The 23,054-nt window shown below is 70.9% G+C and carries 19 protein-coding genes; 7 read left to right on the top strand and 12 right to left on the bottom strand.

Annotation, left to right across the window (positions count from 1 at the left end; genetic code table 11):
• Positions 1-9: 9 nt before the first annotated feature.
• Positions 10-2,136 carry an ABC transporter transmembrane domain-containing protein gene (locus ACIBK4_RS26100; RefSeq protein WP_398998040.1) on the bottom strand — a complete coding sequence of 709 codons (2,127 nt, stop codon included), beginning with the start codon at positions 2,134-2,136 and terminating at the stop codon, positions 10-12.
• Positions 2,133-3,842 (bottom strand): ABC transporter ATP-binding protein, encoded by a 1,710-nt coding sequence (locus ACIBK4_RS26095; protein WP_398998038.1) that lies wholly within the window; start codon positions 3,840-3,842, stop codon positions 2,133-2,135. The genes ACIBK4_RS26100 and ACIBK4_RS26095 overlap by 4 nt, the downstream gene beginning before the upstream one ends.
• Before the next feature lie 251 nt (positions 3,843-4,093).
• On the opposite strand from ACIBK4_RS26095, the gene ACIBK4_RS26090 reads away from it, so the two are divergent.
• Complete coding sequence (locus tag ACIBK4_RS26090; protein WP_398998036.1) at positions 4,094-4,738, top strand: DedA family protein; 645 nt, start codon at positions 4,094-4,096, stop codon at positions 4,736-4,738.
• Between the two features lie 65 nt (positions 4,739-4,803).
• Here the strand turns inward: ACIBK4_RS26090 and ACIBK4_RS26085 are convergent, their stop codons facing one another.
• Positions 4,804-5,331, bottom strand: coding sequence for a gamma carbonic anhydrase family protein (locus ACIBK4_RS26085; protein ID WP_398998034.1), 528 nt, complete (start codon positions 5,329-5,331; stop codon positions 4,804-4,806).
• Positions 5,332-5,438: 107 nt separating this feature from the next.
• Between ACIBK4_RS26085 and ACIBK4_RS26080 the strand changes: the two genes are divergently transcribed.
• The gene (locus ACIBK4_RS26080; RefSeq protein ID WP_398998032.1) at positions 5,439-6,236 is read left to right on the top strand and encodes an acyltransferase; all 798 of its coding nucleotides are present in this window, start codon (positions 5,439-5,441) and stop codon (positions 6,234-6,236) included.
• 40 nt (positions 6,237-6,276) lie between these two features.
• On the opposite strand, the gene ACIBK4_RS26075 is transcribed toward ACIBK4_RS26080, so the two are convergent.
• On the bottom strand, positions 6,277-7,134 hold the full coding sequence (locus ACIBK4_RS26075; protein ID WP_398998030.1) for an EamA family transporter: 858 nt from the start codon (positions 7,132-7,134) through the stop codon (positions 6,277-6,279).
• Between the two features lie 106 nt (positions 7,135-7,240).
• Between ACIBK4_RS26075 and ACIBK4_RS26070 the strand changes: the two genes are divergently transcribed.
• Positions 7,241-7,825 carry a helix-turn-helix domain-containing protein gene (locus tag ACIBK4_RS26070; protein WP_398998028.1) on the top strand — a complete coding sequence of 195 codons (585 nt, stop codon included), beginning with the start codon at positions 7,241-7,243 and terminating at the stop codon, positions 7,823-7,825.
• A gap of 66 nt (positions 7,826-7,891) precedes the next feature.
• Positions 7,892-8,449, top strand: a complete 558-nt coding sequence (locus tag ACIBK4_RS26065; RefSeq protein WP_398998026.1) for a YbaK/EbsC family protein — start codon at positions 7,892-7,894, stop codon at positions 8,447-8,449.
• Positions 8,450-8,461: 12 nt separating this feature from the next.
• Here the strand turns inward: ACIBK4_RS26065 and ACIBK4_RS26060 are convergent, their stop codons facing one another.
• On the bottom strand, positions 8,462-9,541 hold the full coding sequence (locus tag ACIBK4_RS26060) for a cation diffusion facilitator family transporter (protein WP_398998024.1): 1,080 nt from the start codon (positions 9,539-9,541) through the stop codon (positions 8,462-8,464).
• 59 nt (positions 9,542-9,600) lie between these two features.
• On the opposite strand from ACIBK4_RS26060, the gene ACIBK4_RS26055 reads away from it, so the two are divergent.
• A complete protein-coding gene (locus tag ACIBK4_RS26055; protein ID WP_033283450.1) occupies positions 9,601-9,960 on the top strand; it encodes a metalloregulator ArsR/SmtB family transcription factor in 360 nt (119 codons plus the stop codon).
• Between the two features lie 40 nt (positions 9,961-10,000).
• On the opposite strand, the gene ACIBK4_RS26050 is transcribed toward ACIBK4_RS26055, so the two are convergent.
• The 5 genes from ACIBK4_RS26050 to ACIBK4_RS26030 form a co-directional block, all read right to left on the bottom strand.
• Positions 10,001-11,224, bottom strand: a complete 1,224-nt coding sequence (locus ACIBK4_RS26050) for a 4-hydroxybenzoate 3-monooxygenase (RefSeq protein WP_398998021.1) — start codon at positions 11,222-11,224, stop codon at positions 10,001-10,003.
• Positions 11,225-11,310: 86 nt separating this feature from the next.
• The gene (locus ACIBK4_RS26045; RefSeq protein WP_398998019.1) at positions 11,311-12,948 is read right to left on the bottom strand and encodes an APC family permease; all 1,638 of its coding nucleotides are present in this window, start codon (positions 12,946-12,948) and stop codon (positions 11,311-11,313) included.
• Between the two features lie 150 nt (positions 12,949-13,098).
• A complete protein-coding gene (locus tag ACIBK4_RS26040) occupies positions 13,099-13,506 on the bottom strand; it encodes a CoA-binding protein (protein ID WP_398998016.1) in 408 nt (135 codons plus the stop codon).
• Positions 13,507-13,576: 70 nt separating this feature from the next.
• A complete protein-coding gene (locus ACIBK4_RS26035) occupies positions 13,577-15,451 on the bottom strand; it encodes a right-handed parallel beta-helix repeat-containing protein (RefSeq protein ID WP_398998014.1) in 1,875 nt (624 codons plus the stop codon).
• A 184-nt stretch (positions 15,452-15,635) separates the two neighbouring features.
• A complete protein-coding gene (locus tag ACIBK4_RS26030; protein WP_398998012.1) occupies positions 15,636-16,631 on the bottom strand; it encodes a LacI family DNA-binding transcriptional regulator in 996 nt (331 codons plus the stop codon).
• 191 nt (positions 16,632-16,822) lie between these two features.
• Between ACIBK4_RS26030 and ACIBK4_RS26025 the strand changes: the two genes are divergently transcribed.
• Positions 16,823-18,781, top strand: a complete 1,959-nt coding sequence (locus ACIBK4_RS26025) for a hypothetical protein (RefSeq protein ID WP_398998010.1) — start codon at positions 16,823-16,825, stop codon at positions 18,779-18,781.
• A gap of 9 nt (positions 18,782-18,790) precedes the next feature.
• Here the strand turns inward: ACIBK4_RS26025 and ACIBK4_RS26020 are convergent, their stop codons facing one another.
• On the bottom strand, positions 18,791-21,163 hold the full coding sequence (locus ACIBK4_RS26020) for a BTAD domain-containing putative transcriptional regulator (protein WP_398998008.1): 2,373 nt from the start codon (positions 21,161-21,163) through the stop codon (positions 18,791-18,793).
• 152 nt (positions 21,164-21,315) lie between these two features.
• On the opposite strand from ACIBK4_RS26020, the gene ACIBK4_RS26015 reads away from it, so the two are divergent.
• The gene (locus ACIBK4_RS26015) at positions 21,316-22,197 is read left to right on the top strand and encodes an alpha/beta fold hydrolase (protein WP_398998006.1); all 882 of its coding nucleotides are present in this window, start codon (positions 21,316-21,318) and stop codon (positions 22,195-22,197) included.
• Positions 22,198-22,225: 28 nt separating this feature from the next.
• Here ACIBK4_RS26015 and ACIBK4_RS26010 read toward each other — a convergent pair whose 3' ends face one another.
• Positions 22,226-23,029, bottom strand: a complete 804-nt coding sequence (locus ACIBK4_RS26010) for a carboxypeptidase regulatory-like domain-containing protein (protein WP_398998004.1) — start codon at positions 23,027-23,029, stop codon at positions 22,226-22,228.
• Between the last annotated feature and the right edge of the window lie 25 nt (positions 23,030-23,054).

The raw sequence follows: 23,054 nt of genomic DNA, 5'->3' as shown, positions 1-23,054 counted from the left end.
AGGGGGTGGTTAGTGGGCGTCGGGGGCAGTCTCGGCGGAGCGGCTGCCGGACCAGGCGTGCCACAGGGCGGCGTACTGGCCCTGGGCGGTGAGGAGTTCGTCGTGCGTGCCGCTCTCCACGACCCGGCCGTCGCTCAGGACGATCACCCGGTCCGCCGAGGCGGCCTGACTGAGCCGGTGCGCCACGACCAGCGCGGTTCGGCCGCGCAGAGCCTGTTCGGCGGCCTCGTCGAGCTGCCGCGCACCCGAACTGCCCGCCTCCGCCGTGGCTTCGTCGAGTACGACGACGGGCGGATCGGCCAACAGCAGCCGGGCGAGGGCGAGTTGCTGCGCACGGTCGGCGGTGAGCCGGTGACCGCCGTCGCCGACGACCGTGTCCAGTCCCTCCGGCAGCGCCTCGACCCAGCCGAGTGCGCCCACCGTGTCGAGCGCCTCGCGGAGTTCTTCGATGTGCGCGTCCGGGCGGGCCAGGCGTAGATCGTCCGCGAGCGGTCCGGCGAAGACGTGGACCTCCTGCGTGACGAGTCCGACGAGGTGACCGGCCTCGTCCGGTTCCGCGCCGCCGACGTCGATCCGGCCCGACTGCGGGCGGTGCAGCCCCGCGACCAGCTTGGCCAGGGTCGTCTTGCCCGCACCGGTCGTACCGACCAGCGCGACCCGCTCCTTGGGCCGGATCTCCAGGTCGACCTCGTGCAGCACCGGGCGGCCCGGCACATACGCGTGCGAGACACCGGTCAGCGTCACGGACGGGGGACCGGCGGAGGTCGTACGGTCGTCAGCGCGGTCGGCGACCACGGGCGCGGGTTCGTCCACGACCCCAACGAGCCGTGCCAGCCCGGCAGTTGCCGACTGAGCGTCGTCGAGCAGCACCAGCGCGGTGTTGACCGGGCCGAAGAGACTGGCGAAGTACAGCGCGGCCGCGGTGGCCGTACCGACCGAGGCCGAACCGTCGCGCACCAGCAGGTACCCGGTGACCAGGACGGCGGACAGCCCCAGGTACTCGGCGATGTGCAGCCGACTGTAGAAGCGGAGCATCAACTGCACGCCACGCATGGTCAGTTCGACGGCGGCACGAGAGCGTTCGGTGACGCGCCGCGCGTGGCCCTTCTGCAGCCGGTACGCCCGTACGGTCCGCGCCCCGCCGATCGTGTCCAGCAACTGCTGCTGCTGGGTCCCGGTGGCGATGCGCTCCTTGGCGTACAGGGGAACGGCGTTGCGGACGTACCAACGCGCGGTGTGCGCCTGCACCGGCACGGCGATCAGCGCGGCTAGCAGGAACCGCCAGTCCAGCAGGGCGAGCGCGCCGAGCGTCAGCACGATCGACAGCGCGGACCGCGCCAGCTCGGGCAACGCCCCGCGCACAGCGTCGGCGACCCGCGAAACGTCCCGTGTGACACGGGAGTTGAGGTCACCGGAACCGGCCTTCTCCACCCGGTCGAGGGGCAGGGACAGGGCACGCTCGACGAACAGTTCACGCAGCCGTGCGAGTGCCGTCTCGCCCAGCCGGGATATGAGTGACATGCCGAGCGCGGTGGTCACGCCCTGGACGACCGCGACCCCGGCCAGCGCGACCACGGGGAAGGTGAGCGCGTCGGGGGAGCGGCGCTCGGTGACGATGTCGACGATGTGGCCCAGCAGCGGCTGGGTGAGCAGCCCGACGGCCGTGGCCAGCACCATCAGCCCGAACCCGGCGACGGCCAACCCGCGCTGCGGGCGCAGCAGTTCACGGACTGCGGCGCGGGTGCGGGCGGGGGTGGCGGTGGGGAGGAGCGTGCGGTCGGGGTCGGGGTCGGGGATGGACTGGTCGGGGGCTGGTGGGGCGGCTTGCGGCTGTCCGGTGTTGACCGGCTCGGTTTCCGTCCGCTCGGCACGCGGCTGTCCGGTGTTGACCGGCTCGGTTTCCGTCCGCTCGGCACGCGGCTGCTCGGCGTCGACCGCCTGGGTTTCCGACCGCTCGGCGGGCGCCTGCCCGACACCGACCGACTCGGCTTGAGTCCGCCCGGCAGCCACCTGCCCTGCGCCCACTCCCTCGGCGTCCACTTGCCCGGCACCCCTCTGCTCGGCACCCACCTGCCCGGTGTCCACCCGCTCCGTGTCCACCCGTCCCGCTCCCGTCCCCTCGGCTCCCGTCGTCATGCCAGCACCGCCGTCCGGTAAGTCGCGTCGGTTCGTACGAGGTCCGCGTGGGTGCCCTCGGCGCCGACGCGGCCGGCGTCGAGGAGGATCACGTGGTCGGTGACGGCGAGCAGGGCGGGGCTGTTGGTCACCACGATGGTGGTGCGCCCCTGCCGGAACTCGCGCAGGCCACCGGCGATGCGGGCCTCGGTCACCGTGTCGACGGCCGTCGTCGGATCGTGCACGACCAGGACGGGCGGCCCGGCACGCAACGCCCTTGCCAGCAGCACGCGTTGACGCTGTCCGCCGGACAGGGAGCGCCCGCCCTCACCGACATCGGTCGCGGTGCCGTGCGGCAGCGAGTCGGCGACCTCGTCGGCCCGGGCGGCGGCCATCGCCCGCTCGGTGCGGAGACCGGCCTCCTCGCCTTCAGAGCTGTCGTCCGGCGTCACGTTCGCCGCCAACGAGCCCTCGAACAGCGCGGCGTCATGAGCGGCGACCAGCACGGCGGCCCGAAGTCCCGCAGGATCAAGGCGAGTCAGGGGCACGCCGTCCAGCTCGACCGACCCCGACTCCGGGTCCGTCTCGCGCCCGAGGCACCGCAACAGCGCCTCCGCACCGGCCGGGTCCGTGACCGCGATGCCGGTCAACTGCCCGGCGGGCAGGTCGAGATCGAGCCCGTCGAGCCCACCGAGCCGTATGCCACGCAGCCGCAGTTCCCCGCGAACGGGCTCGGCGACCGGGTCGTCGCCGTCCACGACCGCGTGCCCGGTGGCCAGTACCTCGGCGACGCGCGCGGCCGAGGCACGCCCCTGCGCCAGCTCGGCGTTGACCCAGGCGAACGTCTCCAACGGCCCCAGCAGGAACAGCGCGAGCCCCACCGCCGACACCAACTGCCCCAACGTAAGGGACCCGTTGAGGGCTAGTCGCCCGCCCACGAGAGCGATCAGCGCGATGAACCCACCCGTGAGCGCGAGCACGAGCCCCGTCTGCCAGGACTCGGCACGAGCCGAACGCAGCGTGGCGGCAAGGGAGATACGACTCGTCCGGCGATACCGCTCGACGGCGGCATCCTGCGCACCGAGCCCCTTCAGGACCCGCAGTCCGGCCACCAGGTCGGCGGCCACGCCCGACGCGTGAGCGGCCTTGTCCTGCTCGGCCTCGCTGCGCCGCTCCAACGGCTTGCTCAGCAGATGCCCCAGCCAGAGCAGCACGGGCGTACCCAGCAGCACGATCAACCCGAGTGTCACGGACGTCAGCAGCAGCGCGACGGCGCTCACAGCGACACCCGCGAGGGCCCACATCCCGGCCATCAGCGCCATGTTGACCGCGCCGACCCGCTTGGCGTCCTCGGTGGCGACGTTGGCGAGTTCACCGGGCAGCCGTCCCTCCTCGGCGCCGCCACGGGCGTCGAGCACCCGGTCCACGATCGCCAACCGGAGTGTGTGCGCGGCCTCTTCGGCCGCGCGCTCACCGGCCTTGGCGCCCAGCCGGAAACTCCACGACAGCGTCACGTACATGACGGCCAGGACACCGAGCCACAGCGCGAGCCGCCCGGCGTCCTGCCCGGCGACGGCCTGATCGATGACGACACCGATGAGCACCGGCACCAGGGCTTCCCCCAGTTGGTGCACGCTTCCGAGCGCCGAGCCGAGAGCGACGCGCCGTATCTGTCCCTTGACCGAGCGCGTCAGGACGTCCCGCCCCGACAGTTCCCCTGCTCCCACCAGCCACCCTCCGGAAACCGGCCAACTTAGGCAAGGCTACTCTAAGTGAATCTCCGGCAGTCGACGCCCTTTCGGCACTCCTGGCACGTAACGGAGCGATTCCGATGCGGTCCTCCGCGCTGACATCGGAGGGGTCGCACGGGGGCGTTGCCGTCCGAGGCCGAGCTGTAGGCTTCCTGAGTGCGCCCGATTCGCGTTCGGGGCGCACGCCGGCAGGACAGGCAGTCCGCGCATCAGCAGGAGGACCGGCGTTGCACGTCCAGGAATGGCTCGACTCGGTTCCGGCGGTGGCCGTCTATGCCCTGGTGGCACTCGTCATCGGGGTGGAGAGCCTGGGCATTCCGCTGCCGGGCGAGATCGTCCTGGTGTCGGCGGCACTGCTCTCCTCCCAGCACTCGGGCATCAACCCGATCGTCCTGGGCGCCTGCGCGAGCCTGGGCGCGGTGATCGGCGACTCCATCGGCTACGCGATCGGCCGCAAGGGCGGACGCCCGCTCCTGGCCTGGCTCGCGAAGAAGTTCCCGAGACACTTCAGCGAAGGCCATGTGGCCACCGCGGAACGGTCCTTCGAGAAGTGGGGCATGTGGGCCGTCTTCTTCGGCCGCTTCATCGCCCTCCTCCGCATCTTCGCCGGCCCCCTCGCGGGCGTACTCCACATGCCCTACTGGAAGTTCCTCACCGCCAACCTCCTCGGCGGAGTCATCTGGGCCGGCGGCACCACGGCGGTCGTCTACTACGTAGGAATCGTCGCCGAGGACTGGCTCAAGCGCTTCTCCTACTTCGGCCTGGCGGCAGCGGTGTTGGTAGGCCTCGCCTCCATGCTGATGGTGCGCCGCAAAGCGCAAAGGATGACGGCAGAGAAGAACGCGGCCGAGCCAGTGAACGCCGGCGAGTAAGGCGCCCCAAAGGGGCGCGGGGAACGGCGCGACCAGCCACACACGACCCGCACCCGCCAGACGACCTACTCATGCACCCCCTGATGCGCCTTGGCCAACTCCGCATACATGGTCCCGTTGAGGGTCAACCCCTCCCGCTCCTCAGAGGTCAACTCCCGCCGCACCTTCGCAGGCACCCCGGCGACGAGTGAACCCGGCGGCACCACCATCCCCTGCGGCACCAACGCCTGAGCCGCAACCAGCGAACCGGCCCCGATCACCGCCCCGTTGAGCACCGTAGCCCCCATCCCGACAAGACAGTCGTCCTCAACGGTCGCCCCATGCACGACGGCGTTGTGCCCGACGGAAACCCGCTCACCCACACGCACCGGAAACCCCGGATCGGCGTGCAGCGTGCAGTTGTCCTGGATGTTGCTGCTCGCACCCACGGAGATCCGCTCGACGTCACCGCGCACCACCGCCCCGTACCAGACACTCGCCCCCGCAGCCAGCGTCACATCCCCGATCACAGACGCCGTAGGAGCCACAAAGGCCGCCCCATCGACCTTCGGCTCCCGGCCACCAATACCCACGATCAACGCCCTGTGCGTCATAAGACCCTCCCAACCGTCGGAGACACCCGCACGGTACGACATCGGTAGGGCGAAGATCACAGCGGCCGGACCTCTTGGGCACGGCTCACGCTGAGTACCGTGGCCGGGTGCCCAAGAGCAAGAACACGTTCTCAAAATGGCGGCGCCACCTCGCGCAGCGCGCCGTCCACGCGGGCTGGGCCTGGGTGCAGCGCACGGGTTCGGTGACGGCGGAGAACCCCGGCCGCTTCCGGTTCGGCGCCATCGGCGAAGCCACCCGCCTCGCCTTCCCGCTGGGCACGGTCTTCGGTGAACCCTGGATCCACCTCGGTTCCCACTGCATCGTCGGCGAACAGGTCACCCTCACGGCAGGCCTGATGCCGGACCTCGACCTCGGCCCCGACCCGATCCTGCGCCTGGGCGACGGCGTGGTCCTCGGCCGCGGCAGCCACGTCATCGCCGACACGACGGTCACCATCGGCAGCGACTGCTACTTCGGGCCGTACGTCTACGTCACGTCCACGAACCATTCCTACGACGACCCGCACGAGCCCATCGGCAAGCAGTGGCCGCGCATGGAACCCGTCGAGATCGGCCCCGGCTGCTGGATCGGCACCGGCGCGGTGATCCTGCCGGGCGCGCGCATCGGCCGGAACGTGGTGGTGGCGGCCGGTGCGGTGGTCCGCGGCACGGTGCCCGACCACGCCGTAGTGGCCGGGGCGCCCGCACGGGTCGTACGCCGCTGGACGCCGACGGAGGGCTGGCAGCCGCCCCTCCGAACGCCGGCCCCGGTGCCGATCCCCGCGGACGTGACCCCGGATCAACTGCGCGCCCTGGCGGACCTGGACGAGGCGAGCGCGGCACGGCTCGCCGCACTCGACGAGAACGTGATCGCCCACCTCGCGGAACTGGACGCGGAGGCCTGACCCACATCGGAATCCGGACCCGCACCCGCCGCGCGTCCCCTCACCCCGTGGCCAGCAACAACGTCCCCACCAACGCCAGCCCCGCCCCCGCCGCCTGCACCGCCCGCAGCCGTTCGCTCAGAAACCCGCGCGCGGCCAGCGCCGTGACCACCGGATACAACGACGCGAGCACCGCCGCCACCGTCACCGGCCCATGCTGCGCGGCGATCGAATACGTCCCGTTCGCCGCCACATCGGCCAGCCCCACGAAGGCCAGCGCAGGCAGCGAACGCCACGGGAATCCGCCCTCCGGAAGCGCGTCACCGCCCCGCCGCACGGAGACGTAGAGCGCGGCCCCGCCCGTCGCCACGTTCGTCGCGCGCTGTACGAACAGTGCGAGGAAGAGCCCGGTCACGGTCGTCGATGCCTCCGCGATCAACGCGAACACCGTGCCGAAGCCGAGTGCGGCGATCAGGGTCAGCAGGATCGTCTGCCGCTGCACGGGCGCGCCCCGCAACTGCGGCCCGCCCGCGAGGACGACCCCGGTGACGGCGACCGCGATCCCCGCCGCCTGCATCAGGCCGGGGCGTTCGCCGAGGAACAGCCCCACCCCGACCGGTACGGCCACGCTCAGCGTCGCGAGCGGTGAGACGACGCCCATCGGGCCCAGGGCCAGTGCCTTGTAGAAACTGAACAGCGCGACCGGCCCCACCACCCCCGCCGCGAACGCGAACCACAATCGCGGCCCGGCCTCGCTCCAGCCCCCGGTGGCCACCACGACCGCGCCGAGCACGGCCGCCGCGATCCCCTGCGAGACCACGACCACCGTCAGCGCCGGGCTGCGTCGGGTCAGCAGGCCTCCGCCGAAGTCGGCCAATCCCCACAGGAGGCTGGTGGCCAGGGCGAAGAATGCTGTCACGGGGTGCCTCGCAGTACAGTTCGGTGAACGATCGGGTGCAGCACACCGTAGTTCGCTGCACTGAACTCTGTCATCCACAATATTGAACTGAAGGTATGGGCGGAACGTGTCGGACCTCGACCTGCTGAACCAGTCCCTGGCTCGCAACGTCAAGCACTGGCGCTCGGTGCGCGGCTTCACCCTGGACGTGCTCGCCGCCCGGGCCTCCGTGAGCCGGGGCATGCTCATCCAGATCGAGCAGGCCCGTACCAACCCCAGCATCGGCACGGTCGTCAAGATCGGCGACGCGCTCGGCGTCAGCATCACCACCCTGCTCGACTACGAACAGGGCCCGAAGGTCCGCATCGTCCCCGCCGAGCGCGCCGTACGGCTCTGGCACACCGACGCCGGCAGCTACAACCGCCTCCTCGCCGGCACCGAGGCCCCCGGACCGCTGGAGATGTGGGACTGGCGGCTGATGCCGGGGGAGTCCAGCCCCTCGGAGCCGCACCCCACCGGCACCGTCGAACTGCTCCACGTCATCACCGGCGAACTGACCCTCACCGTGGACGGCGAGGACCACCGCGTCCCGGCCGGCGCGAGCGCCACCTTCGAGGCCAACACCCCCCACACGTACGGCAATCAGGGCGACGAACCGATGGAGATGGTGATGGCGGTGTCGGTCCCGCCCGTGCACCGGGAGACCCCGTGAGCGCCCGCCGAGCGACCGTTCGGGACACCCCGTGAGCCGCCGCCGTACGGCTGTTAGCGTGCCGTCATGCGCGCACCCATCGGACACTTCGACCACGCCACCCCGGCCCCCGACTGCCTCGACGAGCTGACCCGCCCGGTCGCCGACGCCGTGCGCGCCTGGCGCGGCAGCGTCCCCGCCGACCAGTTCGTCTACGTCGACACCGACCCCGAGTGGGCCGACACCGCCACCTTCGTCGAGCACTACGGCCGTGAGCTGCTGGAGCAGTCCGCGAACTGTGTGGTCGTCGCCGGAAAGCGCGGCGGCGAGACCATGCTGGCCGCGTGCGTGGTCCTGTCCACCACCCGCGTCGACGTGAACGGCGTCGTCCGCCGCCAACTCGGCGCCCGCAAGGCCTCGTTCGCGTCGATGGACACCGCGACCGGCGGGAGCGGCATGGAGTACGGCGGCATCACCCCCGTCGGACTCCCCGCCGACTGGCCGGTGTTGGTGGACTCCGCCGTCGTCGACCTGCCCTACGTCCTGGTCGGCAGCGGACGCCGCCGCGGCAAACTCCTCGTCCCCGGCAAGGCGTTCGCGGAACTCCCGGGCGCGGTGGTGCTGGAGGGCCTGGGCGTCGCTTGAACCCCTGGGATCTCACACCATGGCGTGGTGGTGGGCCAACTCCCCATGCGGGTCCGCCTCCCCGGGCACCGGCGCCGGATCCGCGTGCACCAGCGCCGCCGTGAGCCGCGGCACCGCGTGCAACAGAGCATGCTCCGCCGCTACGGCGACGCCGTGGGCCTCTCGCACCGTCGCCTCCCCGTCCACGACAACCGCCACCTCCGCGCGCAGCCGGTGTCCGATCCACCGCAGCCTCAACTCGCCCACCCCGCGCACCCCTTCGACCTCCCGTACGGCATGCTCGGCCCGGTCCACCAGTTCGGGATCGACGGCGTCCATCACCCGCCGGAACACCTCGCGCGCCGCGTCCCGCAGGACCAGGACGATCGCGGCCGTGATCGCCAACCCCACGATGGGATCGGCCAGTTGCCACCCCAGCGCCGAACCACCGGCCCCGATCAGCACGGCCAGTGAGGTGAACCCGTCGGTACGGGCGTGGAGTCCGTCGGCGACCAGCGCGGCCGAACCGATCTCCCGGCCGACCCGCATCCGGTACCGCGCCACCCACTCGTTGCCCACGAACCCGACGAGCGCCGCGACGGCGACCACCGGGACGTGTGACATGGGGCGCGGATCGAGCAGCCGGTCCACCGCAGCCCAGGCCGCGAACGCGGCGGACCCGGCGATCGTCAGCACGATCGCGATCCCGGCCAGGTCCTCGGCGCGCCCGTAGCCGTACGTGAAGCGGCGGTTGGCGGCCCGGCGGCCGAGGACGAACGCGATGCCGAGCGGCACGGCGGTCAGCGCGTCCGCCGCGTTGTGCACGGTGTCGCCGAGCAGCGCGACCGACCCGGACACGACCACGACGACGGCCTGCACCAGCGCGGTCACCCCGAGCACCGCGAGCGAGACCCAGAGCGCGCGCATCCCGCGCGCCGAGGACTCCAGGGCGGAGTCGAGCTTGTCGGCGGTCTCGTGGGAGTGCGGGGTGAGGAGGTGGCCGAGGCGGTGCCGGATGCCGGTGGGGGAGTGGTGGTGGGGATGCGGGTGGTCGTGGCCGTGGTCGTCGTGCGGGTGTGCGTGCTCGTGTTCGTGGTGATGCTGGTCGCTCACGTGGGGCCCCTTCCGGTGCGTGGGTGGACGTACGGCGCCCACGGAGCCATTATGTGCGTATGAGCGCACGCATGCACCTATCACCTGCGCACGATGCGCATCCGCGCACCCCGGGCGAGGAACAGTTCGCGCTGGCCGCCGAACTCCTGGCCCTCCTCGGCGACCGCACCCGCCTGACCCTCCTGCACGCGTTGACGGCGGGCGAGGCCGACGTCACCACCCTCACGGAGGCCTGCGACGCGGCCCGCCCGGCCGTCAGCCAGCACCTGGCACGGCTGCGCCTCGCGGGCCTGGTGACCACACGCAAGGAGGGCCGCCGGGTGATCTACGCGTTGAGTGACGGTCATCTACGACGGCTGGTCGACGAGGCGCTGAACGTGGCGGACCACCGCCTCACCGACCGCCCACCGCACGACTGATGGCCGTACAGATGTCAGCCGTACAACTGTCAGTCGTGGCTCAGGAGTTGGGGTCCTTGCCCAGGTAGCTCTCCGCGAACGCCAGGCCCGCGGCGGGGGATTCGAAGACGCGGCGGAGGCGGGCGAGGGTGGTGCCCGCGTGGTACGGGTCGCCGGACGAGGCACCGTGGTACACGTCGGAGAGCCACTGGGAGAACTCCTGGTAGTCCCACACACGGCCCAGGCATGCCTCCGAATAGCCGCCCAGGCCCGCCGAGTCGCCCTTCGTGAGGTACGCGACGAGCGCGTCGCCGAGCAGGAACGCGTCGTGCAGGGCGAGGTTCATGCCCTTCGCGGCGATGGGGGCGGTGAGGTGGGCCGCGTCGCCGGCGAGGTAGAGGCGGCCGAACACCATCGGTTCGACAACGTAGTTGTGCATGTCGAGCACGCGCTTCTCGATCAGCCGGCCCTCGGTCAGGGGAGGGGCGCCGGTCGCGGCGAGGCGGTGCTGGAGCTCGGCCCAGACGCGCTCGTGCGGCCAGTTGTCGGGGTCGTCGCCGGGCGGGCACTCCAGGTAGTAGCGGGTGACTTCGGGACTGCGTGCCATGTGCCCGGCGAAGCCGCGCGGATGGACGCCGAACAGCACACAGTCCGAGGACGGCGGCGCCTCCGCGAGCAGCGCGAGCCAGCCGATGCCGTAGTCGTGCCGTGCGATCCGGGCCCGCTCCGGCGGCAACGCGGCCCGGGTCACCCCGCGCGCACCGTCGCAGCCCGCCACGAAGTCGCCCTGCACGAGCTGCCGTTGACCGGTCTCCGGGTCGGTGTACGACACCGCCGGGCGGTCGGTGTCCAGGTCGTGCAGCTGGACGTCCTGGACGCCGAAACGGATCGCGCCGCCCCGCACGTCCGCGTACTCCCGCACCAGGTCCGTGACGAGCAGCGGCTGCGGATAGACAAAGTGGTGATGCCCCGTCAACTCCGTGTAGGCGAACCGGTGTCGCTGCCCACCGAACCGGAACTCGCACTCGGTGTGCAGCTGCGCCCGCTCCAACAGCCGCTCGGCGAGCCCGCGTTGCTGCAGGCCACGAACGGCCCACTCCTCGATGACGCCGGCCCGGGGCCGCTGTTCTATGAACTCCCGGGTCTCGGTCTCCAGCACCAGGCAGTCGATCCCGGCGGCGCGCAGGATGTTGCCGATGGTGAGCCCGGCGGGTCCGGCGCCCACGACGACGACCGGAAAGTGGTGTGCGGACGGGGAGTTGGGGTGGGGGGAGGTGAGGGTCACCCGGCCATTATGACGGTGTCCGGACAACCGAAAACCGGCCACCTGGAGGGCGGCCGGTTCGGATCGTGGGGGAGGAGAGGGAGGGGTCAGTGCGCGGGTGCGTCCGTGATGACGACCTCGTCAATGCTGCGCTCGATCTCCTCGGGCCGTGACGCGGTCGCCTTGGCCCAGTAGTAGATGCCGAGGGAGAAGACCGCGACGACCACGATGTCCCACCACAGTGCGATGTGACCCTGACCGCCGAAGCTGCCCTGCCACGAGATGACACCGAGGCCCAGTAGATAGACCGGCAGCCACTGCGCGGCCTTCCAGTCCAGCCGGGGCGCGTCGGGCCGCTCGCTGGCCGTGGCGTACCAGGCGTAGGTGCCGAGCAGCATGTAGCCAAGAACGATGGCGACGCCGAGCCGCCAGAGAGTGTCCCAGCCGGCCCAGTAGATGATGAGGTTGGCCACCACGAACGACAGCGGCGAGAGCACCTTGCCGAAGGGGAGCCGGTAGGGGCGCTCCAGCTGCGGCAGCCGGTCGGCGAACACTCCGTACGCCAGTGGGGCACCCGCATACATCAGGACGCTCGCCGAGGTGATGAACCCGACCAGTTCCTGCCAGCTCGGGAACGGCAGGAAGCAGACCACGCCGGTCACGAAGGAAATGATCAGGCCGAACCACGGCACGCCCCGCTTGTCGGTGTCGGCGAAGACCTTGGGCGCGTAGCCGTTCTTGGACAGGCCGTAGGAGACGCGAGAGGTGGCGGTGGTGTAGATCAGGCCGGTGCCACCGGGGGAGATGATGGCGTCGAGGTACAGCACGACGCTCAGCCAGCCGAGGCCCACCACGGTTGCGAGGCCCGCCCAGGGACCGCTGATGCCGGCGTACGCCAGGTGGGCCCAGCCGTGTGCGAAGGAGCTGCCCGGGAGCGCGCCGATGAACACGACCTGGAGAAGGACGTAGATGGTCGCGCCGATGGCCACGGAGCCGAGCGTCGCACGCGGCAGGTCCCGCTTGGGGTCGCGGCTCTCGCCGGCGAGCTGGATGGCCTGCTCGAAGCCCAGCAGGGCGAAGATGATGCCGCTGGAACTGATCGCGCTCAGCACACCCTTGGCACCGAACGGCGCGAAGCCGTGCGAGGTGAAGTTGCCCGGGTGGAAGTTGCCGACCGCGATGATGAATATCGTGGCGAGCGGCACAGCGATCTTCCACCAGGTCGCGGCGCTGTTGGTGTGCGCCAGGACCCGGACGCCCAGGAAGTTGACGACGACGAACACGGCCATGAGGAAGACCGCGACGAGGATGCCGCTGCCCGTCAGCGTCCCGTCGGTGTGCTGGAAGCCGGTCGCCCAGGACCAGTGACCGGCGTAACCGATCATCGCCTCGACCTCGACCGGCGCGACGGTCGCCGCTTGCAGCCAGGAGAACCAGCCGAAGGACATACCGGCCAGGCCGCCGAAGGCGTAGTGCGGGTAGCGTGCCGTACCGCCCGCGACCGGGAACATACCGCCGAGTTCCGCGTGCACCAGGGCCAGCAGCACGATCGCGACCGTGCCGATCAACCAGGAGATGATCGCCGCCGGACCGGCCACCACCACGGCCTTCTCGGCGCCGTACAACCACCCGGAGCCGATGATCGAGCCGACCGACGCCCACATCAGCCCGATCAGACCGACATCTCTCCGCAAGCCGCTCGGATCCCTGCTGGCCTCCGGCACGAGCTTGTCAACACTCACCATGTCAAGAGGCCTCTCGAAGTCAGCACGCATGCTTAACGGTCGGGAGGCCTCAGGCTAGGAATGAATGAATTTTTTCAGAAGTATGTTGCCTGAAATTTGACCCGGGCTGGAGAGCTTCTTTTACACAGTGTCCGCACAGGTCCTCGCAGGTCAGCCGAGTCGCGGGATCTCGATCGCCGGGCAGTGGTCCATGACCATGTCGAGACCGGCGGCGCGGGTGCGGTCGTACGCGCTCTCGTCGATCACCCCGAGCTGGAACCAGACCGCCTTCGCGCCGATGCCGACCGCCTCGTCGGCGACCGCGCCCGCGAGGTCGCTGTTCACGAACACGTCCACGACGTCCACCTCGAAGGGGATGTCGGCGAGGGAGGCGTACCCCTGCTCGCCGTGCACCGTCTCCGCCTTGGGATGGACGGGTACGACACGCTTGCCGAAGCGCTGCAGCACCTCGGCGACGCCGTAGGCCGCGCGGGACCGGTTCGAGGACAGGCCCACGACGGCCCAGGTGCCACCGGACTCGGTGAGGATCTTGCGGATCGTTGCTGAGTCGCCGTACATGCTCGGTCTCCTTGGAATCGTGCGCGCCCGCTGCTGCCTGCGACAACAGCGGGCGGCGCACCGGGATTCCTCAGTCCGAGACCACGGACGTGTTGAGGCCCTTGTCGTAGTGGTTGTGCGCGATCTTGATGCCCGTGCTGCCGTGGAAGACGAACAGCGGGGAGGTGTACGGCGGTTGGTCCGCTGCCGCCAGGCGGTGGACCGTGTTGCCGGTGAACGTGAAGCCGCCGACGCTCTTGGCGTTGACGACCGTCACATCGCTGATGTCGAAGGAGTTGTGCTCGACCTTGATGTTGTGGTGGACCGGGTGCGCCGGGTCGACGACCTGGTTGGTCGGCTCCACGAAGATCACCGGGCCGGTGGGGCGGGTGAAGGAGTTGTCGCGGATCGTGAGGTCGGCTACCGGGCCCGACTCGTACCACTGGTAGGCGTCGGCCGAGACGTAGATGCTGGCCATCGACATCGCGTCGAAGCGGTTGCCGGCGATCAGGACCGGCTTGCGGGTGGTGACCAGGATGCCGCGCGTCGGCACGTTGCGGAACGTGTTGCCGGTGATGACGACCGACGGGGTGGCCGTGATGTTCTCGACGACCGTGCCGCCGATCTCGACCCCGGCGGGGACCGGCCGGTCGAAGGTGACGGTCATGGTGGTCAGCGGCTTGTCGTGGTCCATTCCGCTCGGCCCGTCGACCGCCGTGACCTTCGCGTGCGCGGGCGTCAGCGGGACCATCGTGCGCTTGCTCGTGAACTCGACCTCGTCACCGGGCGCGAACTGCGGGAAGCCGGCTGTCTGCGGGTGCTCGTAGGCGAGGGTGAGCGTGTTCGGCCCGGGCTGTCCTACGACCTCCAGGTACGTGCCGTGGATGTTGATCGGGTCGTCGTGCGGGCCGTCGAAGAGGCTCCGGGTGATCGAGACCCTGCCCTTGACGCCGGACATCTGCACGAAGTCCGCGAACGACGCCGTCGACCGGCCGGACGTCGGATCGGGCGCGAAGTTCACCTTGTCGATGGAGATGTTCTCGCTGAACTGCCCCACCACACCGAAGGATTGGAGGTAGTACGCGTTCATCGACCGCATCGTGACGTTCTTGGACTGCCAGATGAACGCGCCCGGTTCCGTCCGCTCGATCAGCCGCATCTGGTAGACGAGCCCGGCGTCCGTCGGCCGCGTCGCGGTGCTGTAGTCGATGCGGATCCGGCGGTCGCCGAGGTCGGTGACCGAGGAGACGTCGTTGAAGAGCGGGTTGTCGCCGCGCCAGGTCCGCTGCGCCTTGGGGTCGTGGATCTGCGTGTACTGGAGCCCGTCCGTGCCCGACCAGTACGGCTGCCCGGTGGCCGGGCTCTTCTCGCCGAGCCAGGTGATGTGCGTGCCGTTCACCTCGTACGGGCTGCCGGCCGGGATCTTCAGGACGCGGTAGGCGTGCGCGTCGGCGCCGTCGGTGACACCGGCGGTGGCGACGGTCGCGTCGATGACCTCGGGCGCCGCGTAGTCGAAGGAGAAGTTCTGGAACGTCACATTGGTCGAGCGGATCGACGCGAACGCCGTCTGCAGACCGTGGTAGACGAGCTTCGCGCCACCGCCGTCGACGGTGACGTCGTGCATGTCCTCGATGAGCAGCCCGATCTTCTTGTCCCGGTAACGCTGGTCCGCGCCAACGGTGTTGGAGACATACAGCTCACGCGTCTCGGCCCGCTCGGGGTAGAGCTGATAGGTGCCCTTCGAGAACTCGATCCGCACCGCCCGCCCGTGATCGACGCTCTTGGCGTGCCGCAGCGCCGCGACGACGGCGGGCGTGGAGTCCGTCCGGCCGGTGGGGTCGGCCCCGAACGCGTCCACGTCGACCACCGCCACCGGCGTCGTTCTCTGCGCCGCGGCGACAGGACCGCCACCGCCCACGAGCAGCGCGAGCGCCACCCCGACAAACACGAACCGAGACCGAGACATAGCCCCTCCGGAGCATTCATGATGCACGGCCATGAGCCGCGAAACACCCGATGAATAGGCGGAGTTGAGGCCGATATCCCGGTCGGAACTCCGACTGGAGTGTCCTTAGATCCGACCTCTGGGTCAATGGTCTGGACGAGCGACCGGTCGAGTGACCGGTGAGCAACCAGTCGAGCAAGGGCACTCAGGTCTTCGGCGCCGCCGTGCTCGCGCGGATCACCAGCTCCGGGTCGAAGAGGAGCTCGCCGACGGGGACATCGCGGTTGCCGACCAGGGCGAGGACGCTGCGGCCCGCCTCCGAGGCCAGCCGGTCGGCCGGCTGGCGGACCGTGGTGAGCGGCGGGTCGACGAAGTCCATGATCATGGAGCCGTCGTAGCCGACCACCGACACATCGCCCGGCACGTCGTACCCCTGCCGGCGCGCACCGCGGATCGCGCCGAGCGCCATGTAGTCGCTGGCCGCGACGATCGCCGTGGCACCGCGCCCGAGCAGCGAGATCGCGGCGGACTGGCCGCCCTCGACGGTGTACGACTGCCGGACCACCCACTGCTCCGCGTCCTCGACGCCGCGCTTGGTGAGCGAGGCGACGAAGCCGCTGACGCGCCGGTCGGCCGGGCGGTTGCCGATCGGGCCCGACGCCATGCCGATACGGCGGTGACCGAGCCGGTGCAGGTGGTCGACGGCGAGTTCGGCGGCGAGCAGATCGTCCGTGGAGAACACCGGCGCCTCGCTCACGCCCTCGAACCGGCCGTTGATCCCGACGAACGGGATCCTGCGGGACCGCAGCAGTTCGTACGCCGAAGGGTCCGCGCCCTCAAGGGTGTTGCTGGCCGAGAGGAACACGACGGCCGCGACGCCCCGGTCGGCGAGCGAGGTCACGAAGTCCAACTCCTGTACCCCGCCCGGGAAACACGGGCACAGCACCGTCTTCAGACCGTGCGGGGCGAGCACGGACTCGATGCGCTCGGCGACATCGGCGAAGAACGGGTTGGAGACCAACTCGGTGACGATCGCGACGAGTTGGCCCCGGGTCTGCCGCTCGTACCCCAGGTCGGCCATCGCCTGCTCGACCGCCTCGCGGGTCTTGCGGGACACACCCTGACGGCGGTTGATGACCCGGCTGACCGTGGCCTCGCTCACCTCCGCGCGCTCCGCGACCTCGGTGATGCCGACCTTCATACGGTTCCCTCCACCCCGACTTGCAACAGTTGGATGAAAACTTTCAGTCCAACCCCCTACGCAACATAGCAGCGAGACTGCATGTCTTCCATGTTTCTTGCGCATGACCATTGAATCGCCACTTCGGCCCCTGCTAGCTTTCCGGCCACCACGCGGCCCCATCCCGCAGTGACCGAAGACCGGGAGATCCGATGAAGCCCTCAAGGCTCATGCTGCTCACCGCTGTTGCCCTGCTCGCCCCGATGGCTCCCGCCCTGTCGGCCACCGCGTCCGCCGCACCCCGCCCCCAACTCGCCATCCCCGACCCCGGGTTCGAGAACGGCGGCACGGGCTGGACCTTCACCTCGGGTGCCGGTGTCGGCACCGGCAACAAGCACGGCGGCGAACGCTTCCTCTACCTCGACGCCGGAGCCGGCAAGAGCGCCGAGGCGACCATCGTCGCGCCCAGGAACGGGAGTTACGACTTCTCCGCGTGGATCGGCAGCGCCGGCACCGGGGGCACGTACACGATCCGGCGCAACGGCGAGACCGTCCAGACGATCACGCTGCCGCAGCACCCCGGGTACGCCCGTTACACCATCAGCAATGTCGTGTTGAGGACCGGCGACCGGCTCCAGATCGAATTCGGCTCCGGCACCGCCTGGGTCAACGCCGACGACCTGATGATCTCGCCCGCCGCGCCCGCCGACCCGAAGGTCACCTCGTCCGACCCCGAGGTCGTCGCGATGTTCGACTGGGCGCAGAAGAAGGCCAACAGCTGGGTCCAACTCCCGGGCACAGTGGGCCCGATCAACGTCGACGAGTACCAGACCGGCGGCACCGGCACCGCGTCGTACGAGCCGACCTACTGGGCCGGATACGCCAACCGCAGCGCCTACTACTCCCGCGACATGACCCACCAGCTCGCCGGCGCCCACCTCATCGGCCTCGACGCCGAGAACGAGACGATGCTCCGCTCGTACGCGGCGTCGGCCACCGCCGAGCACAAGTACTTCCCGGTGTGGTCCCTCAACTTCGATGCCAAGACCTACCTGAGCATCGACTACAAGAGCCCGGACAATTTCGTCCGCGAGGTGCCGGCCACGTTCGAGCTCGTCGAGAAGGCGGCGCAGGCGTACCTGTGGACCGGTGACCGCAGATACGTCGACGACCCGGTGCTGTGGGACTTCTACCGGCACGCCACCGAGCAGTTCATCGACCTGCACAACTCGGCCAAGGACAACGGCAAGGTGAAGGTCGCCGAGGGCACGGGCCAGGGCATCTTCCAGGGCGCCGCCAGCTACAACGAACAGGACGGCGACGGTCTCGCCGAGGCCGGGGACGGCATCGCCTCCGAGTACCAGGCGTACCTGGCGATGGCCGTGCTCGCCCGCGGCAAGGGCGACACCGCGCTGGCCAGGACGTACGACAAGCGGGCCGCCGACCTGAAGACGTACTTCAACGACGACTGGAGCGGCACCGGCAGCGGGGCCGACATGGTCCGCGCGTACACCACCTCCGGCACCCCGGTCACCGGCTGGGGCAAGGAGAACAGCGTCTTCATGCCGATGAAGCAGATCATCGACCCCGGCCCACGCAACGACGCCTACCTCGACTACATCCAGGCGCAGGAACTGGGCCCGAACGGCTCGCCCAACATCGAGTCGACGACGTACCTGCCCGACATGTTCTTCAAGAACAACCGTCCAGACACCGCCTGGCAGTGGATGCGGAAGATCTACGGCGAGCGGGACACCCAGCACGTCAACTCCAGCCAGGGCCCGAACGGCGACTACCCCGAGGTGTCGTTCACCCTGGTCAGCCAGACCGTCCAGGGCCTGATGGGCATCACACCGGACGCGCCGAACCACAAGGTGACCACCCAGTCGCAGCTGCCGACCGGCATGAAGTGGCTCCAGGCGGCGGACGTCCCCATCGGCACGGGCACGGTGACCGTCCGCCACGACGGCGCGACGAAGACCACCCTGACGAACAACTCCCGCAAGGACTCCTACAGTTGGGAGGCCCGCTTCCCCGGCGTCCACAAGAGCATCAAGGTCAACGGCGTCCAGCAGCACGTCCGCACCAAGGTGGTCAACGGCGTGACCTACACGTACGCGACGCCGACAGTGCGGGCGGGGGCGACGGTGGCGGTGCAGGTGACCGGCTGACGCGTGGGCTCACCGAGGGAGTCGTAGCGCCGCCGCGAGGTCGTCGAGGTGGCGCGCGACCGGCCCCAGGGTGAGCAGCCCGCTGCCCGCCCCGGCCAACTCGGCTGCGGCGGGCGTCAGTTCGTCGAGAGCGCGCTCCATCGTCTCGCGGTCGTCCACGGCCAGTGCGGCGCGGGCGGCCAGGCACCACAGGGCCTCGAAGAGGAGGTCGCGGGGTGGGTCGGGGAGCGAGCGGAGTGCGCGCCGGGCGTCGGCGGGACGGCTCCGGGCCAGCAACACCAGCGGGCGGGCCCATGGCTCGTAGGGTCCCCATTCGACGTGCTCGTCGGTCTGGGCGGGCTGCCCGTTCCGCAGCCGCAGGCACAGCAGGGCCAGCGGCAGCAGTCCGTGCTCCAGCCCGGGCATGCCGGCTCCGTCCAGCCGAAGTGCCGCGTGCCGGTAGGCGGTTGCTGCCCGGGTCGGCTCCGGGCTGCCGGTCGCGGAGAGCCGTAGAACCCGGTACCACTCGGTGAACACGCCCACCAGCGGCAGTTCGTGACGCTCCGCCAGCCGGTCCGCCGCCACCGCGTGTTCGTCGGCTCCGGTGAAGTCGGCGAGGGCGCTGCGGGACTGGAGCCGGATGAGATGCCCGAGCACCTCGTACGTGACCAGGCCGTGGCGGGCCGACAGGGCGATCAACTCGGCGCCGACAGCGTCCCGTTGAGGAGCCAGGCCCGCGCGGTGGAAGGTCTGCATGAACGTCCCGTTGAGAGCGAAGGCCAGCAGCGCGGGGTCGTTCAACTGACGGGCGATGTCCTCGGCCTGGCGCGCGGCCTGAGGCCCGCGGGCGGAGCGGGTGCCGCGCGATTCCAAGGCGATCGTGGTCAACAGACGTGCCCGCGCGGCGAGATGGGCCCCCGGCGGGAGCGCCTCCAGGGTGCGCTCGGCCGCGGCCACCGTGTCCGCCGCCTGCCGTGGATCGTCGACGCGGGTCCAGATCGCGGGGACGTCGTAGGCACCGATCACGCGGGCGGTGAGTTCCGGGTCCCCCAGTTCCTGCGCGGCCGTGATCGCCGCGAGGCGGTGCTGCCGGGCGGCCTCCAGCCCACCGCCTCCGGTCACCGCGAGCGCACGCAGCAGACCCACCGTCGACTCCAGCCGGGCACGCGCACCGGACGCCACGGTCTGGTCGTAGGCGGCGGTTGCCTGCGCCCAGACGCGCTCGGCCGGGCTGTCGGGTTGGGGGGTGGGCGCGGTGGCGGCAGGCGGGCGTTGCTGCGCTGTCGGGTCACCGGATGCGGGGTTCGGCGTGGCGGGTGCCTGCGGCTGTACCTGCTCGGCTGGGCTACCGGGCTCGGGGTTCTGCGCGGCGCCTGCCTGCTGCCGTAGCCGCTCGGCCGGGTCGCCGGATCCGAGGTCTTGCGTGGCGGGAGCCTGTCTCCGTTCGCGTTCGGCTGGGCCATCGGACTGGGGGTCCTGCGAGAGAGCCGCCCGGGTCCACCCGCGTCCCGCAGGGCCAACGGGTCCGGGACTCTGCGCGACTGGCCCCTGTGTCCACGCGCGCTCCGCCGGGCCACGGCTCCCGGGGTCCGACGCGGCAACTGCCTCCGCCCACCCCGTCGGACCACCCCGCCCCGGGTCCAGATGCGCCGCATGGTCCAGGATGTCCGCCTCCAGGCGGCGCAAGGCTGGGCCCGGGTCTGTGCCGAGTTGTTCTGCGAGGAGGGTGCGGGCGCGGCGTAGTACCGCCAGGGCGTCGCCCTGGCGGCCGGTGGTGTAGAGGGCCAGGGTCAGTAGGCGCCAGGCGTCCTCGCGCCAGGGGTGGTCGGCCACGTGGGCGTCCAGGTCGGGGATCGCCAACGCGGCCTGGCCCAGGGCGAGTTGGGTCTCGGCGTGGCGTTCGACGGCGTGCAGGCGGAGTTCGGTGAGGCGGGCGCGTTCCGCGCAGGCCCAGGTCTCCGTGGCGAAGTCGGCGTAGGCCGGGCCCCGCCACCAACTCAGCGCCTCCTGGAGGTGGTTGAGCGCGTGCGGGGCCGGCAGGGTTGCGGCGGTGGTCACCGCGCGCTCGAAGCGCCAGGCGTCCACGGTCTCCGGCTCGGCGCGCAGTGCGTATCCCGGGCCCTCGGTGACCAGGAGTCGGGCCGGAGTTCGCGGTGCGCGTTCCGGTTCCAGGGCCCGGCGCAGCGCGGCCACGAAGGTGCGCAGCGCGCCCGTCGCGTCGGCGGGTGGGTCCGGCTGGTCCGCCCACAGGTCCTCGACCAGACGCGCGACCGGGACGACCCGGCGCCGGGCCACCAGCAGTCGGGCCAGCACCGCCCGGTGTCGCGGGCCCTTCAGCGCGATCGTGTCCCCGGTACCGTCCCAGGCCGCGACCGGCCCCAGCACCCCGAACGAGACCTCCATCGCCGACCACCCTTTCCGGGGCATCGCCCCAGGTCACGGTAGCGCGCTCACTCGTTGCTCATTCACGCCCGGCAGGCTCTACGGCATCGACCTCGACCTCGACCCCGATCCCGACCTCGACTTCGACTTCGCCACGAAAGCAGGGCGCCCCCATGTCACCAGTCATCCCCGGCTTCACCTACCACCGCGTCGCGGTCGCTGACGGCGTCTCCCTGAACGCCGCCGTGTCCGGTTCCGGCAGTCCGATCGTGCTGCTGCACGGTTTCCCGCAGACCCACCTCATGTGGCGCCATGTCGCCGCCGACCTCGCCGCCGACCACACCGTGATCTGCCCCGACCTGCGCGGCTACGGCGCGAGTGACAAGCCCGCCGAGACCGACGGTTCCGGTTACGCCAAGCGCGCGATGGCCGCGGACGTCGTCGCCCTCGCCCGCGCCCTGGGGCACGACCGGTTCGCGCTCGCCGGGCACGACCGCGGCGCCCTGGTCGCCTTCCGCGCCGGGCTCGACCACCCCGACGCGATCACGCACCTCGCCTGTCTCGACGTACTCCCCACGCTGGACATGTGGGACGTGATGCACGGCGTCACCGCAGCCGTCGGCTTCCACCTCTACCTGATGGCCCAACCCCCGGGCCTGCCCGAGGAGTTGATCGCCGCCGCGCCCGACGCGTTCTTCGGTCACTTCCTCGATCTCTGGACCAACGACCCGTCCGCGATCCCCGCCGACATCCGCACCGCCTACCTAGACGCCTGCCGCGCCGCGGTCCCCTCGATCGTGGCCGACTACCGCGCCTCCGCCGGCATCGACATCGCCCACGACCGGGCCGACCGCGACGCCGGCAACCGGCTGCGGATGCCGGTCGCCGTCCTCCAGCAGGACTGGGGCGCCGCCCTCGGCTTCGACGCGGCGGCCCTGTGGCGCGCCTGGGCACCGGATCTACGGCACGAGACCGTGACCTGCGGCCACTTCATGGCGGAGGAGGACCCGGCCGTCGTGGCGAAGACGCTGCGGGAGCTGGTCGCCGGCCGCTGAACCGGTGCGCGTCGGGTGGCCCTCGCGGTCACGGGCGAGGCGGTGTGGTCCGGTCGGCGTGCGCGATCACGGTGAAGTCGACGTCCTCGCCGACCGCCGAGACCCCGTTGAACGTGGCGCTCGCGTGGAGCCGGTTGGCGCCCTTCGGCAGTGGGGTGTTCGGGGTGCACGACCAGGTGCCGTCGAGGCGGGCGACACCCGCGCACACCTTGTGCTCGGCGGCGTCCAGGACGCTCACCCGCGCCCCCGGATACGAGGTCCCGGCGAGCCGCGCCGCGCCGGACACGAACGTGCCGCCCGCCGGTTCGCCCAGCGTCGGCCCAGGCATGCCGACGGTCACGGTGCAACCGCCGGACGCGCGCCGCCTGCCCCCGGCGTCGGTCAGCACGACCGTGCACCCGGGCAGTCGCGTCCCCGGCACCGCCCGCGCGTCCACGGCGAGCGCGAACGGATAGCCGCTGTCCCGCCACGAACCGAGCCCCGAGTCACGGACGTATGTATACGTGCCGCTCGCACCGTCGGCGGTCACCGAGCCCTGGAACCCCGCGGCGTCGGCGAGCGGCGTACCCGTGACCCGGGCCCCGGCGGGCGCCGTCAGCCGCAGCGAGGACCCGGCCGGCAGGGCGGCACCGGTGTACCCGCTGATCTCCACCAGCCCGGACCGCCCCGGCACGATCGTCGCCGTACCGCCCAGAACCCGTACGAACACCTCCCCGGAGTCGGTGCGGAAGGGCGCGGCGGTGGCGATGCCGGGCGGGAGGAGCGCCGTACCGGCGACGAGCGCGGCGGCCAGGAGGAGCGGGGGTCCGTAGCGGAACGTGCGGTCGGGCATCGGGAGTCTCCGGGATCGTCTCGGC

Origin of the sequence: Streptomyces sp. NPDC050528, from assembly GCF_044457795.1 — a bacterium.
Classification (GTDB): Bacteria; Actinomycetota; Actinomycetes; order Streptomycetales; family Streptomycetaceae; genus Streptomyces.
The sequence above is the reverse complement of the archived record's forward strand: the minus strand, read 5'-3'. Positions and strand labels throughout refer to the sequence as shown.